Annotated in this window: 10 protein-coding genes and 2 pseudogenes; 10 read left to right on the top strand and 2 right to left on the bottom strand. The window is 58.7% G+C overall.

The genetic code is table 11. The features are described 5' to 3' along the window. Positions 1-111 precede the first annotated feature (111 nt). Positions 112-1098 carry a Gfo/Idh/MocA family protein gene (locus ACVMB0_RS00060; RefSeq protein ID WP_461344847.1) on the top strand — a complete coding sequence of 329 codons (987 nt, stop codon included), beginning with the start codon at positions 112-114 and terminating at the stop codon, positions 1096-1098. A 398-nt stretch (positions 1099-1496) separates the two neighbouring features. Here the strand turns inward: ACVMB0_RS00060 and ACVMB0_RS00055 are convergent. Beyond that, positions 1497-2244, bottom strand: a pseudogene (locus tag ACVMB0_RS00055) (MBL fold metallo-hydrolase); the annotation flags it as partial. 34 nt (positions 2245-2278) lie between these two features. Then, positions 2279-3484, bottom strand: coding sequence for an acyl-CoA dehydrogenase (locus ACVMB0_RS00050; RefSeq protein WP_461344846.1), 1206 nt, complete (start codon positions 3482-3484; stop codon positions 2279-2281). A gap of 651 nt (positions 3485-4135) precedes the next feature. Here ACVMB0_RS00050 and ACVMB0_RS00045 point away from each other — a divergent pair. The 9 genes and pseudogenes from ACVMB0_RS00045 to ACVMB0_RS00005 form a co-directional block, all read left to right on the top strand. After that, complete coding sequence (locus tag ACVMB0_RS00045) at positions 4136-4993, top strand: transporter substrate-binding domain-containing protein (protein ID WP_461344845.1); 858 nt, start codon at positions 4136-4138, stop codon at positions 4991-4993. Between the two features lie 125 nt (positions 4994-5118). Further along, the gene (locus tag ACVMB0_RS00040; protein ID WP_461344844.1) at positions 5119-5832 is read left to right on the top strand and encodes an amino acid ABC transporter permease; all 714 of its coding nucleotides are present in this window, start codon (positions 5119-5121) and stop codon (positions 5830-5832) included. Continuing rightward, positions 5829-6473, top strand: coding sequence for an amino acid ABC transporter permease (locus ACVMB0_RS00035; protein WP_461344843.1), 645 nt, complete (start codon positions 5829-5831; stop codon positions 6471-6473). The genes ACVMB0_RS00040 and ACVMB0_RS00035 overlap by 4 nt, the downstream gene beginning before the upstream one ends. A gap of 25 nt (positions 6474-6498) precedes the next feature. Then, positions 6499-7290 (top strand): amino acid ABC transporter ATP-binding protein, encoded by a 792-nt coding sequence (locus ACVMB0_RS00030; RefSeq protein ID WP_461344842.1) that lies wholly within the window; start codon positions 6499-6501, stop codon positions 7288-7290. Positions 7291-7427: 137 nt separating this feature from the next. Then, positions 7428-8204, top strand: a pseudogene (locus ACVMB0_RS00025) (SDR family oxidoreductase). Positions 8205-8564: 360 nt separating this feature from the next. Continuing rightward, entirely contained in the window at positions 8565-9356 is a 792-nt protein-coding gene (locus ACVMB0_RS00020) for a shikimate dehydrogenase family protein (RefSeq protein WP_461344841.1), read from the top strand. Between the two features lie 897 nt (positions 9357-10253). Then, a complete protein-coding gene (locus tag ACVMB0_RS00015) occupies positions 10254-12335 on the top strand; it encodes a hydantoinase/oxoprolinase family protein (RefSeq protein WP_461344840.1) in 2082 nt (693 codons plus the stop codon). Then, positions 12332-14053 carry a hydantoinase B/oxoprolinase family protein gene (locus tag ACVMB0_RS00010; protein ID WP_461344839.1) on the top strand — a complete coding sequence of 574 codons (1722 nt, stop codon included), beginning with the start codon at positions 12332-12334 and terminating at the stop codon, positions 14051-14053. Before ACVMB0_RS00015 ends, ACVMB0_RS00010 begins: the two co-directional genes overlap by 4 nt. 45 nt (positions 14054-14098) lie before the next feature. Beyond that, on the top strand, positions 14099-15337 hold a 1239-nt coding region (locus ACVMB0_RS00005; protein ID WP_461344838.1), incomplete at its 3' end, for a pyridoxal phosphate-dependent decarboxylase family protein.

Raw genomic sequence — 15337 nt, 5'->3', positions numbered from 1 at the left:
AGTGATGCGCCGCACTTCCGCGACGCTCAGGTCTGCAAAAGCCAATCCTCGTATTATCGCTTCCGAATGGCCGCACTGGGCGAGCCACTGTCCTTTGAGGAGACACCAATAATGAAATTAGGAATCGTAGGACTAGGGCAGTGGGGTCAGAAGCTCGTGCGAGCGATCCAGGAGGACGGAAACCCCAAAAGTCAACTCGCGCATTTTGTGGCAGGCTATACCCGGTCACCAAACAAGCATCGTCCTTTCGCCCTCCAGGAGAAGCTTCACCTCTTCGAAAGCTATGAAGAGTTCCTGCGATCGAGGTCTGTCGATGCCGTCGTTATCGCTTCGCCGCATAGCGAGCATGTCGATCAGATTTGCGCGGCGGCAGAGGCAGATCTGCACATCTTCGTCGAGAAGCCCCTAGCGCTGGATGTTGCTGGAGCTTTGAAAGCCATAGTCGCTGCTCGGGCTGCCGGAAGGCAACTAGCGGTGGGATTCAATCGCAGGTTTTTACCCGCGTATTCGCAGTTGAAAGAAATCCTGCATAGCGGTCGGATCGGTCGTGTCTTGCATTTAGAAGGCAACTTTTCGGCGCCGCAAGCTCTTCATTTCGCGCCCGAGGATTGGCGCGCGCGTCATTCCGAAACTCCCGCGGGCGGCATGACGCTGATGGGTATCCACGTCTTAGATGCAATGATTGGCCTGGCAGGGCCGATAACGGGCGTAAGAGCGAGGTCACGAAAGCAATTCCTCCAGGTAGATGTGGACGACACCACCGATGTTCAGATCGAGTTCGCGGGTGGCTTTACAGGCTACCTGAGTACGGTAACAGCGACAGCACGAAATTGGAGACTTCAGGTCTTCGGAACGGAGGGCTGGGCTGAGATGCAGGGCTATCAACAGCTCACACTTGCCCGGGTCGGCCAAGATCCGGAAACGACACGTTTCGCCGCCGTCGATATTGAACGCGCAGAACTCGAGGCTTTTGCGAAGTCTGTTGTCGATCAGACGGAATACCCAATCCACCTCGACGAGATTGTGAAGGGCATCGGCGCCCTCGAGGCGGTTTTCAAGTCAGTAAGAGAGGACCGTTTCATCGCCGTCGAATCTTAAGAGATGCTGTGGTTTTCGGAATTGCGATAGGGGAGCGTATCGATGATGCCGAGACTAAGGACGATGTTGAGCACTCCATCACATGGAATGAGATTGCTCCTCCGTCCAATAGCTCATTTCGCTTGGCTTCAACATTAAACGCAACTTGAGTCTGTTGTGCGAGGGCTTTAGGAGGCGGTCAGCTTCTGCATGTAGCTCGCCAGCAGGTCAAGCACGGCATCTATATCGAAGCACAGCCGAGTGACGCGCCCTGACATCCACTCTGGACTGTGTGTCGTTGGAAGAGCACGAACTTTGACACGTTCTCTCTTAGATCGCCGCCATGCATGTCAATGGTGCGTCCGTATCAGAGCACCATTCGTTCATAGTGGTATCCCGCGGCGCTCTGCGACGATCCTCGTGGGCCGCGGATCGATCCCGATATAGATAGCCCGCAGCATGGTCTGGCTGTCGGCGTCGCCCTCGGCGGGGCGACTCAGGATCGATGCCTCGCGCGCCGCGATCCGCGGAGCTAGACCATATGGTCGATCATCGAGCCGTTAGCCGGCGTGACAATCGAGGGTCGATCGAACACCCCAACCAGATCGCCAACGAAGATGAGCTTTCGCTCGGGCCAGGCGAAGGCGAGATGGTTCGCGGTGTGGCCCGGCGTTGCTCACGGCTTTCTTCCGGAAGCCTTCACCCTTGACCACATCACCGTGGCTACCTTTCACGTCGGGTGCAAAATCGCAGTCGGCGGCCGATTCCGGATTGTGCTCCTCTCGAAGAGCGGCCGTGAGAAGCGATGCGGAGTTTCCGCATGGACGCTGGCGACGGTCGCCTGCTTGGTCCGCGCGTTCGGCGAATGATCGCGATGCCTACTGGTAGCGAGAATATGGGTCACGGTCTCGCCGTGGACGCCGTCGAGCAGCGTGCCCGCATGAGCTTCGGCGTCGGGGCGCTAACCGATGATCGAGGCATTGCCCTTGCCGACGATGTAGCTGACCGTCCAGTGAAGGTGAACGGGCTCGGATTGTTGCAGAGAACGGGGCGCACGCCGGGACGGACGTCTTCGACGATACCGGGCTTGACAGGAAAATTGCGGTTGAACGGCGTGTATCCACGTTCAGAACGTGGATGGCCGGGACAAGTCCGGCCATGGCGCAGTTGGAAAGTCCACTCGCCTCGCACGCCACACCGATCAGAAAAACGCCTGAATGCCCGTGATCGCGCGGCCCAGGATCAGGGCGTGGACGTCGTGGGTGCCCTCATAGGTGTTGACCGTCTCGAGGTTATGGACGTGGCGCATCACGTGATACTCGATCGAGATGCCGTTGCCGCCGTGCATGTCGCGGGCGGTGCGGGCGATGTCGAGCGCCTTGCCGCAATTGTTGCGCTTCATGATCGAGATCATCTCGGGCGCGAACTTGCCCTCGTCCATCAGGCGGCCGACGCGAAGCGAGCCCTGCAGGCCGAGCGCGATCTCGGTCTCCATGTCGGCGAGCTTCTTCTGCACCAGCTGGGTCGCGGCGAGCGGCTTGCCGAACTGCTTGCGGTCGAGTGTGTACTGACGGGCGCGGTGCATGCAGTCCTCGGCGGCGCCAAGCGCCCCCCAGGAGATGCCGTAGCGGGCGCGGTTGAGGCAGCCGAACGGGCCCTTGAGCCCGGAGACGTTGGGCAGCAGCGCGTCTTCGGGAACCACGACGCCGACCTCGCCGGTGATGGAAGCGCGAAGCGACAGCTTGCCACCGATCTTCGGCGCGGAAAGGCCATTCATGCCCTTCTCCAGCACGAAGCCGCGGATCTGGTTGTCGTGCTCGGCTGACTTGGCCCAGATCACGAACACGTCGGCAATCGGCGCGTTCGAGATCCACATCTTGTTGCCAGTCAGGCGATAGCCGTCCGAGACCTTCTCGGCGCGGGTCTTCATGCCGGCCGGATCGGAGCCGGCGTCGGGCTCGGTCAGGCCGAAGCAGCCGACCCACTCGCCGCTGGCGAGCTTCGGCAGGTACCTCTCGCGCTGGTTCTCATCGCCATAGGCGTAGATCGGATACATCACCAGCGAGGACTGCACCGAGTTCATCGAGCGATAGCCGGAATCGACCCGCTCGATCTCGCGCGCTACGATGCCGTAAGCCACGTAGCTCGCATTGGCACAGCCATATTCCTCCGGCAGCGTGATGCCGATCAGGCCAAGCTCGCCCATCTCGTTGAAGATCTCGCGATCGGTCGTTTCTTCCAGATAGGCCTTGGTGACGCGCGGCAGCAGCTTGTCCTGCGCATAGGCGCGCGGGGTGTCACGCACCATGCGTTCGTCTTCGGTGAGCTGCTCGTCGAGCAGGAACGGATCGTCCCACTGGAAAGAAGCCGCAGCCGGCTTGTCCTTGGCCTGAGGGCGCACGATCATGAATCGTCCTTTCGCGTCTGGTTGCCTAATTGCCCAATCAATTAAAGCGCCGCGACGTCAAGTGCAATTGCGTTGCGAACTTCTGTTTGGGTCGCTACGAGCACCTTAGGCGCCACGAACGACATCCCGGATGGCAGGAATGACGCGATCCTTCGCCGTAATGACGGTCGCGGCTGCCGGCGGCATAAAGCCGAAGGGCATCCACATCCTAGATGCAATGATTGGTCGCTAAACTCGGATGCTTTCACCGCTATCATGATCGTGAGCGGCGCCGAATCTGAACCAGGGAAGTCGCTATATTCTGACTGTTTAGGCATCACGTCTTGCGCCAGAGGAGTGGCGACGCTTTCACTAAGGCGGTCGTGAGAGCTCAACCGTCTGCGCTGTCTCGTTCGGCGCGATGTTCGCTGCCGACTTTCACTGCGTGACGCCGCGAATCCGCGTGCCGCTCGGGCGGCTCCGTTGTGTCGCTTTGCAGAATTCGACCGCCAATCTCAGTCCACCATAGCCCAGTAGGATCATTTGGTCCTATTGACATATATTAGAAACATATGCTCAATGCGAGCGGAGGAAGCGGGTGTACCGGTTGCGGCGGAGTTCGCATCCGCCCCGACGTTTGAAGGCCATCAGTGTCAAGAGGAGGGTCCTAATATGCGTGCCAAACAGCTGGCTTTGTCACTGTTCTTGACGGTCGGGGTCGGATCAGGTGCAACGGCAATCGCCGCGCAAGAAGACCCGCTTTTTGCCAAGATCCGTGAGGCGGGTGAGGTGAGGGTCGGGGTTGCGCCGTCACCGCCCTACATGATGCTCTCGCCGAACGGTGAAGCGACGGGCGTTGCCGTTGAAATGAACAGGCTGATCCTCAAGGCGATGGGGCTGCCCAAAATGACCCCAGTGTTTCTCGAGTGGAGTGCGGTTTTTCCGGCGTTGGACGCCCGTCAGATCGACTATGTTGGTGGTCAGATCAACATCGTGGACGATAGATGCCAAAAGATGGCGCTTTCGACTCCTATGACTGCGGCGCATCTCGCCTTGTTTGTCATGCCCAATAATCCGAAGCAGCTGACAAGTATTGATGATGTGGCGCGTAATCCAAGTCTGAAGATTTCGGTCGTGCAGCCTTATAACTCCGCCTACGGCCTTTATGCCAAGTCGCTAGGGGTTGCGTGGGATCAAATGGTGGGGGTTCCGGAGCATCAGGCGGGGATTGCTTCCGTGCTCGGTGGTCGGACCGACGCGTATTTGGCGGCGGCTCAAATCCCTGATCCTGAGAAAAAAGGCGTGAAGTTGGTTGTCGACGAGAAGTCGCCGATTTTCGCAAATGCGGCCGCTTTCCGTATCGAGAATAAAGCGTTCCGCGACGCCTATAACGAGCATGCGCTCCGCCTGATTAAGGACGGTACGTATAAGCAGCTGTGGGAAAAGTTTGGCGCGCCCTATGCGGACGTGACGAACAAGCTTTTGACGTCCTTCAGCAGCGCGGGCGATATCGCGCCTGCATGTAAATGATATCGAGCTTCGTGGGGCTTTTCTCGCGAAGCCCACGACGCCATTCCCCAGGATCTTTCGCGCCTTTCGGCGATGCATCCGATTGCCTGGTTATAATCCGGCGTGACGGCAGGGAGTTCTGATAGGTGCAATCTGTTTTGGAGTATTGGCCAGTATGGATGCGTGGTCTGTGGACTACCGTCTGGCTCTCGGTTTGCATCGTCGTCTTTGCGAGTGTGGGTTCTACTGCTCTCGGCGTTGCCAGAACAGCGAAGTCGTCAATGGTCGCCATGCCAGCGCGGTTCGTCACGGAGTCTCTTCGCGCGCCGTCCGCAATAGTGCTATTGTTCTGGGTCTTCTTTGTCCTCCCGCTCGTTCCTGGAATGCCCACGCTAAGCCCCGTTGCCGTAGCCATCGTGGTGTTAACGTTGGTTGGCTCCGCCTATGGAGCGGATATTGTGCGCGCGGGTATCGAATCGGTTAACCCCGGTCAATTTGACGCGTGCCACGCGTTAGGGCTCAGTACCTACCAGACTCTTCATAAGGTTATCGTACCGCAGGCCTTGTCCCAGATCGTTCCTGCCTACGGAGGGGCGGCGCGATCCATGATCAAATGGACTTCCTTGCTTAGCTTTATCGGCGTTCAAGATGTTCTCTACGTGGCTAACTTTGTTCGCGGTCAAACGTACGAGACCTTCATCGTCCTGATGCTCCTTTCGGGGTGCTATTGGCTTCTTTGTCTGGCCTGCGGTTTGATATTCCGCGCGATCGAGAAGACGCTACCGCTCAATCGTGCTTTGCAAAGGGCAAGTCGCGAAACGCCTATTGAGAGATTTGCGACGGCAGGAGTCCCGCAATGAGTTGGGATTGGAGCTTTACGCTGAAGATCCTGCCCGATCTGATGATTGGTGTGTGGTATACGGTCGTCGTAACCGCGCTAAGTTCGATCGTGGCACTCATTGTAGGCCTAGTTTTTGCGATCATCGAGGATGTCAGTACGAGCTTCCGGCTGTTCGTGCGATTTTGGCTGGAGCTTTTTCGCGGCGTTCCGATCGTTGTGCTCCTCTACATTGGCTTCTTTCTGTTGCCTCAAGGCGGATTGACGCTGTCTGCAATGACGGTCGGCGTGCTTGTTTTCGGAACCGTGTACGCGGCCTATTCTTCGGAAGTCTACCGCGGCAGCCTCATCACGATTCCGAAGGGGCTACATGACGCTTGCCACGCCCTGCATTTGAGCAGTTACGTGAGATGGCGGCGTATCCTTGTACCCCTGATGGTCAAGCGCTCGGCGCCGGTGCTCTTTGGCTACGTCATTGGCATGTTCCGCGAATCCGCACTCATGTTCACAATCGGTGTACCCGTACTCATGGCCCAAGCTCATGACGTCGCATTTCAACATGCCAGATACCTCGAGCCGTTTACGATGGCTGGACTCATTTACACGTTGTTGAACATGCCGCTTCTCTACATTCTGTCAAAACACAACGCTCGCTATGTTTAGCCCCCTTACGCAACTTGAAGCACCCGTGGCGAGCGGGGATAATGACGCGGCCACTCCCGGATGGTCCGTCGAGTTCAAGAATGTCTCCAAATCGTTTGGCAGCCATCCGGTTCTGATCGATCTCGATTTACAGGTGCGGCAGGGGGAAAAAGTAACGCTGATCGGGCCGAGCGGATCCGGAAAGACCACCGTGCTGCGCCTGGCCATGGCCCTCGAGAGGCCGACGAGCGGCGATATTCGAATCTTCGGGAAAAGCACACTGCTCGACGGCAGCGGAAGACCACTGTCACGAGCACATCAGGCGGGTGTCCTTCGCCGCTGCGGCATGGTGTTCCAGCAGTTCAACCTGTTCCCGCATCTAACTGTCCGCGAGAATCTCGTCCTAGCACCGATCACTGTCTTGGGCCACACGAGGGCGCAAGCAGAAAAGGATGCCAAAGAATACCTGAATAAAGTCGGCCTAGGACACAAGGAGCATTCTTACCCTGCTCAGCTTTCAGGCGGCCAACAGCAACGAATAGCAATCGCGCGAGCGCTGATCTTGAGGCCGGAAATTCTCCTTCTGGACGAAATTACGTCGGCTCTTGATCCAGAGCTCGCCGGAGAAGTGCTCGATGTCGTGAGGCATATCGCTCACGAGCTGAAAGTAACCTTGATGATTGTGACGCACGAAATGGGCTTTGCCAAGGAAATCTCGGACAGAGTCATCGTACTGGAGGCCGGTAAAATTCTAGAGCAGGGCACTGCAGAGCAGATCTTTAGCAATCCAAATCACGAGCGAACTCGAGGCTTCCTGCAATCGGTTCTTCACCGGTGACGTAGAGGCTCGCCGAAGTCTCAAGAGATCGGGGTCATGTGTCCATGGGTACGATCGTCAGCCCGATGGACAACTTCTTGCCCGACAGTTTGGCGACGTATTTGGAAGAGTGAGTGGCTTGAGAGGAAGCTTGAAACATGCGTACTGCAGTCAAGGGAAAACGCGTCATCATTACGGCTGGAGCGGGTGGCATTGGACAAGCAGTAATCAGGCAGTTGATCTCTGCTGGAGCTGAAATCGCGACTTGCGATATTTCCGAAGAAGGTATCGATCGACTCCGCAAGGAATTTCCTCGAATTTTCGCGTAGGTCGTCGATGTGGGCGACGCGCGTATGCAAACGCGCTTTTTAGAAACCGCGATTGAGCGCTTTGGTGGAATCGATTCCCTTGTAAACAATGCTGGCATTTTCGGCCCAACAGCGCATATCGAAGACGTGGATGTGTCCGAGTGGAGCAATGTCTTTCGTGTGAACGTCGAGAGTCACTTTGTCGCTTGCAAGGTCGTAGTTCCCTACTTGCGTAAGCAGCGTGACGGATCGGTGATCTTTATCTCGTCAACGGCCGGGCGACTCGGCTTCGCGCTCCGCACGCCTTATTCTGCATCGAAGTGGGCGTTAGTTGGACTAATGAAGTCGTTGGCGATTGAGGTGGGTCCTGAGGGTGTGCGCATCAATGCGATTATGCCAGGGGTCGTTGATGGCGAACGTATAAAACGCGTTATTGCGGCGAAAGCAGAAGCAGAGAACCTGCCGTATGACGAGATGGAAAGGCAATGGCTCAAGCTGGTCTCGCTGCGGCGCATGATTCCGCCTCAGGAGATTGCGGAGATGATCCAGTTTCTGATCTCTGATGCAGGCAGAACCATTTCAGGCCAATCCCTCAGTCTCTGCGGTAATCAAGAAACGCTGCGCTAAGCAGAAGTCCGCGTGAACTCCGGCAGCGTGTTAATGGCGCCTAATCTGTCTGGATGACTATGAGTACCGCTTTGAAGCATCCAACGAATACGCGAATCTCGCCGCCTTCATCGCGAGGGGGTATGATCGAGCTGGATGCTTTGTCATTGGACGTAACCGGACAAGCAATGGCAGACGGAAGTGACGCAGCTCATCCTTGAAACGAAGCGCCGCAGCATCGGTATTGTTTTCGTCGAGCGAAAGCTTCCGTCGCGGATGGAACTGGGCAAGATCGTTTAATGTGCGCCAACGAGCTACGCTCTCGTGAGGATGTCCGGCGCCAGTGGTTGGAGGTATGACGCGTGGTTGGAGGTATGACGCATGCTCGTAATCGACGGGAACACGAAGGTTTATGGCATTATCGCTGATCCAATCGCCCAGGTGAGAACGCCGCAGGCAATGAATGAGATCATAGCCGACCGCGGGAGCAGGGCAGTCTTCGTTCCATTCCACGTCCGAGCTGATGATCTACCGACATTTGTGGTAGGCCTTAAAACATGGCGCAACCTGCCGGGTTTTACCCTGACAATTCCCCACAAGGAGCTCACGTTGGCGCTGTGCGATCACTTGGGACCGATGGCCAAGATCTCAGGCTCGGTCAATGCGGTACGCAAAACGTCTGATGGGACTTGGGAAGGTGAGACTTTTGATGGCTTGGGATTTGTGGCGGGACTTAAATCTCAGTCGCTCGATCCTGCGGGCGCAAGCGTTTACATTCAAGGCGCGGGCGGGGCAGCGAAGGCCATCGTCGCCGCTCTCGCCGACGCTGGCGCTGCCCAAATCGTAGTTGCTAATCGCTCCGAAGATAAGGCTCTCGCCTTGGTCGATCAAATCAACACGGTTTATCCCGCCAAGTGCATCTTGGGTTCACCCCACGATATCAGCGCCGCAGATTTCGTGGTGAACGGCACGTCTCTCGGATTGCGCGAAACCGATCTCTCGCCGATTGATGTCGACCGGCTAAAGCCTGGACAAGTTGCTGCCGAAGTCATCATGATGCCGGATACGACATCGTTTCTTCATGCCGCTGAGGCTAAGGGTTGCCGCATCCATCGGGGCATTCATATGCTCAAGGGGCAGATCGGCGAGGTTGCTGACTTTCTGGGCATCTAGATTATCTGCACGGCGGCTGCTTCTTGGAGTATTGCGTGTTTGCCGTCGCGGGCTTGAAGCTCGACGGCGCCAGGGGCGCAGCGTCGTTAGCCAGTGATACGCGGCCATGGTACTGTAATCTTAGTCTCGGGTGGAACTGAATTCCGGCGAGCGACCATTTCTCACTCTGAGAGTAAGAGGCTCGCGTGCGCAATATCGGCGGCGTAGGACGAACGGCTTGCTATGTAATTGGAAATTTCAGCTGCTTGCTCCGACCCAGGTAAATCGCGAGGAGACTTTCCGACGCGCGTGCGGCCGTGAAACGGGTTTCGAGCGCGCGTCGGCTGCTGATCGGTGTGCATTGGATCGAGCCGCGCTAAGGATGCGCTGCAAGTAGCAGCGGGCGGCGCCATTCACGACTATATGCCCCTATACCGCCGGGGCCTCACTCACCTCAAGTCACCGAATAGCGCGACACTGCTCTTTGATCTGAATCTCACCAACAAGCGGCTTCCGACCGCTCACAAAAAGCGCATTCGCCTGTGTCTGAGCTTGAGGACTCGAAGCGAAGTGGAAGATCCCTCATTCTGCGACATAGCCGGCTTTGGTCTGACCGCGAGGCCGCTAGCAAGAGGTGCGAGTGGAGCAAATGACCCTATTGACAAATCTCAGAACCAAATGGTTCATATGCTTGTGTCAGCGATTGGAGAGCGCCTCTGGCCATGCTCGACGTAAGCAACTTTCGTCAACGGCTGTTTAGCGCCGTTGTCAGGCGCCTCTCTATGCGCCTGTGCCCCAAGAGCGAACTGAACAAACAGGCACCCGTCAGCGCAATCCCAGGTGGCTGTGGACGAAGATTCAAGCTTTTTGGGTGCTCGGTGCCCGGTCAATTTCTCCTCAAACCATAGAAGATTGGCGATGACGGGTTCTCCCTCCTCCATTGTTGCACCCTGGCGCATCGGCGTTGATGTTGGGGGCACGTTTACGGACATGGTGCTGCGCGATAGCGCGGGTCATGTGCGGATCTTCAAGACGCCGTCGATTACCGCCGATCCCAGCGAGGGTGTGCTCAACGTCGTGCGGCTGGCGGCAAGTGAGCTCGATCTGCCGCTCGCTTCGCTGCTGCGGGATTGCGCCTTGTTTGTGCACGGCTCCACGGTCGCGACCAATACGATATTGGAGAAGAAGGGTGCGCGGGTGGGGATGTTGACCACCAGCGGCTTCCGCGATTCCCTGGAGATCCGCCGCGGCATTCGCGAGAACCAATGGGACCACCGCGCCCCATTTCCGCCGGTTCTGGTCCCCCGTTATCTGCGTCAGCCCGTCGGCGGGCGTATCGCTGCCGATGGCACTGAGCTTGCGCCCCTGGCGATCGAGGACGTCGCCAGTGCTGCCGCACTCTTCAAGAAGGAAGGGGTTGAATCGGTCGCGGTGTGTCTGTTCAACAGCTTTCTCGATAGCAGGCACGAGCGCGAAGCTGGGGAGGCACTGGCAAAGAGCTGGGATGGCGACTGGATCTCGCTGTCGAGTGAGATCATGCCGACCATGGGCGAGTATGAGCGCGGCTCGACGGCCGTCATGAACGCCTATGTCGCTCCCAAGGTCACGCGCTACCTCAAAGCCCTCGACGCGAGACTTCGCGAGCTTGGTCTACCTCGTTCGCTGCTCATGTTGCAGAGCAATGGCGGTGCTGTCTCGGTCGCCGAAGTCGCCAGCCGTCCTGTGATGCTCGTTTTGTCGGGCCCGGCAGCGGCAGTAGGCGCCTTGAAGGGATGCGCTCCGTCCGACGATACGCCCAACTTCATCTCAATGGAGATCGGCGGCACCAGTTGCGACGTCATGGTGATGGCCAAAGGCCAGGTGCCGGTCAGCGACGAACTGGTGATCGATGGTTATCATCTGACGGTTCCATCGGTCGAGATCCATACGGTCGGCGCCGGCGGCGGGACCATCGCCTCCGTCGACTCGGCGGGGCTGTTGACTGTCGGCCCCCGCGGGGCTGGCGCACAGCCTGGGCCTGCGGCCTACGGACTGGGCGGCGAAGAGCCTACGGTGACAGATGCGCAGCTGGTGCTCGGCCGGTTGCGCGGAGGCAAGCTCGCGGGTGGCGCGGTGAAGCTCGACTTCGAGCTGGCGCGGCGTGCGATCGAGAACAAGCTTGCACGTCCATTGGGCCTCTCTGTCGAAGATGCGGCTGCTGGTGTGATCCGTCTCTTGGAGCAAAACCTGCTGCACGCCGTCGAGCGACTCAGCATCGAGCGGGGGCACAACCCGGGCGACTTCACATTGGTCGCCGCAGGTGGAGCAGGGCCAATGCATGGCGCAGCCGTCGCGCGCGCGCTGGGTTGCAAGCGCGCATTGCTGCCGCGTGCGGCCGGTGCCTTCTGCGCCATGGGCACATTGGAATCTGACGTGCGGCAGGATTACCTGAAGGTCTTTGTCGCCGACCTCGACAGGGTCGATCGATCGGCGCTGGAGGCTGGATTTGTGCAGCTGGAGGCCAGGGCGCGTGACGCTCTGTCCCGGCAGGGCTTTGTCGACAAGAGCGCGATCCAGCGCGTGATCGATCTGCGCTATGTGGGGCAGCAATGGTCTGTCCGGATCAGCTTAAGCGAGAACCGTTTTGACGAGACGGCGGCACGACAGTCTTTCGAAGCCGAGCATCAGCGTCTGTTCGGGCACATTCAGCCCGGCGGTCGCCTTGAGATCACGGCCTTGCGCGTGGTCGGCCGCGGCAGCCTGGACTGGTCGCCCCGTCCTGCTCGAGAGCCACAGCAAAAGCCACCGGTGCCGCGGCAAAAACGTTCCGTGTGGATTGATTCCACGCATGGGTGGCAGGATGTCCCAGTCTACGATGGAGACGATCTTCGCCCGGGTTGCAAGCTGCAAGGACCGCTGCTGATCGAAGAGCGGACGACCACCGCCTTCGTCGGCCCCAGGGACGTGGTTGAGGTCAACCCCGCCGACGACTTCCTGGTCCATATCGGAGCTGCTCTATGAACCTCGCGCTGGATCCCATTACGCTCGCGCTGGTGCAGAACCGGCTGGATCATATCGCGCTTCAGATGGGAGGGGTGATGACCCGCACCGCCCGATCTCCGCATTTGACCCAGAGCCACGATTTCTCCTGCTTCATTGCCGACGCCCGCGGCATTGTAATGAGCCAGGCGGACGGCATCCCGATCCATACCGGCGGAGGCGGCTTTGCGGTTCGTGCAATCCTGCGCGACTTCAAGGACGCGATCACGCCCGACGACGTCTTTCTTTTGAGCGACCCCTACACCGCCGGAGGCAATCACTTGCCCGACTGGGTCATCGCCTGGCCGGTGTTCGTGGGGGGCAAGCTTATCGCATTTGCCTGCAATCGTGCGCATCAGGTGGACATCGGGGGCGGCGCTGCCGGCACCTACAATTCGGCCGCCACGGAGATCTTTCACGAAGGCATCCGGCTGCCGGTCCTGAAGTTGATCGAAGCGGGTCGCCCGCGCGAGGACCTGTGGCGCCTGCTGCTGCTCAACACGCGAATGCCGGAAGCGCTCGATGGCGATGTGCGCGCCATGATCGGCTCGACCCGCATCGGCGCGGAGCGCCTCACCTTGCTTGGCGAAGAGCTGGGCGCCGATCGGGCCGGCGAGTTCTTCGAAGCCGTGCTGGATCACGCCAATCGACGCTTTCGGGACGCTTTCTCCCGGCTCACGAAGGGGACCTGGAAAGCGGAGGAGCCCGTTGAGCATGATTGCTTTGAGCCAATTAACAGCAGGATTGCCCTCACGCTGACAGTCGGCGAGTCTGGCCTGATCATCGACTTCGAGGGCACGTCGCCCCAGATGCGCGGCTTCAAGAACAGCTCGGTCGCCAACAGCACGTCGGCTGTGTTCATGGCGCTAGCCTCGTTCTTCGAGCCCGACCTGCCCAAGAATGAGGGCGCGTTCCGCAGTGTCGAGATCCGTCTGCCGGAAGGCACTCTCGTCAATGCGCGATCGCCCGCGCCAATGACGATGAACACAATATCGGTGGCAAGGGAGATTATCTACGCGCTCTGGAAAGCGCTGGCACAGGCTCTGCCCGAGCGCGCTTCGGCCAGTTGGGGGCCCGGAGTGCAGACCATCTTGTCAGGTCTTCGCCCAAGCGGGGATCACTACGTCATGCATAACTTTCCCGCAGCGGGGGGCTGCGGTGCCGTTGAAGGTCGCGATGGCTTCAACATCATCGGCGGTCTCATCACCCTGGGCGGGCTCACATTGCCCAACCTCGAGACCTACGAACAGCTGTACCCCGTACGTTTCCGACGCCAGGAGTTTCGTTGCGACAACGCCGGTCCCGGCCGCTTTCGTGGTGGGTCGGGATGCGACTACGAGGTCGAGGTGCTCACGCCGGCCGATTATTCCTTCACGATTCCAATCGGCACGCCTTTCGGTGCTGCCGGCGGCAAGCCAGGTGCCATCGGAGAACAAACCGTCTCACTGCCGGATGGCAGAGTAATTCAGGCGACCAAAAATGGCGTGGAACGATACGCACCCGCGACCTTTCATGCCCTCACATCGAGTGGTAGCGGATATGGCGACCCTAAAGCACGCGATCCATCGCGCGTGTTGCGTGACGTGCGCGATGGCATCGTGAGCGTTGTGGCGGCCGAACGAGAGTATGCTGTGGCCATCACGCCCGACGGATGCAGCATCGACGAAGCCAAAACTCGGCAGCTCCGCGCCGGCACTTGAATGCTTACCGCACTCGCTGACCATTAAACATTAGGTACCAAAGCAATGGCTACACTGCCTCAAACTGGAACGGACTGGAGTGAGCTCAAAGGTCGCTTGCGTCAACTGAAGCAGGGCGACTACGCCTGGAAAGATGGGCGTCTGCCGGTTTATGTCTATCATTATACTGAGGAACTCATGCGGGTCTCACAAGAGGCTTACATGGAGTTCTTCACTGAGAATGCGCTCGGTCGCAAGGCGTTTCCGAGCGTCGCCACTCTCGAGACCGAAGTCATCGAAATGGGCATTGGGCTTCTGGGCGGAGGCTCCCGCGCCGGAGGGACCTTCACCAGCGGCGGCACCGAAAGCATCTTTCTCGCAATCAAAACCGCCAGAGACTGGGCACGAAAGGAGAAAGGCATTGATCGCCCCAAGATCGTGATGCCCGTTTCCGGTCACGCAACCGCTGACAAGGCCGCCGACTATCTCGGGATGGATGTCGTGCGCACACCTTTGCGATCCGACTTCCGTGCGGACGTTGGCTTACTCGAGGCCGCGATCGACGAGCGCACCTGCATGGTCTACGCTTCAGCGCCTGGATATCCGCATGGTGTGTTCGATCCCATCGAAGAGATCGGGGCGCTCGCTAAGAAGCGCGGCTTGTGGTTGCACGTCGATGCTTGCGTAGGAGGCTTTCTGGCGCCCTTTGCGCGGGAACTCGGCTATCCTATTCCTCCCTTTGACCTCTCAGTCCCCGGCGTCTGTAGCTTGTCCGCCGACATCCACAAATATGGATTTGCGGCAAAGGGCGCGTCCCTGGTCCTGTTTGCGGATCGCGACTATCAAAAATACCAGCGCTTTGAGTTCAGCAACTGGCCGCGCGGCACTTACGTAACCGATACCTTCCAGGGGAGCCGGGCGGCCGGTCCCATCGCATCAGCATGGGCGGTGATGAACACACTTGGTCATGCCGGTTACCGCGAGATCGCCCGCGTGATCATGGAAACCCGGGAGCGGTTTATCGCAGGCGTCGAGCAGATCAATGGTCTTCAGGTGCTCCGGCCCAGCGACCTCTGCATTCTGATGTACGATTCGGTCGATCCGGACGTCGATATCTATGCGGTCGCAGATCGCATGGCCGAAAAAGGCTGGTTCGTCGGCAAGTCGATCACGCCGAAAGCCGTCCATATCGCCCTCAATCCCGTCGTCGCCCCCGCGCTCGACGCCTACTTTGCCGATCTGGCCGCATGCGTCGATCACGTGCGAAGCACCAAGGAAATCGGAAAAGTCGATCTCCGCACTTAC

Source organism: Bradyrhizobium sp. USDA 4451 (assembly GCF_054822585.1).
The sequence above is the reverse complement of the archived record's forward strand: the minus strand, read 5'-3'. Positions and strand labels throughout refer to the sequence as shown.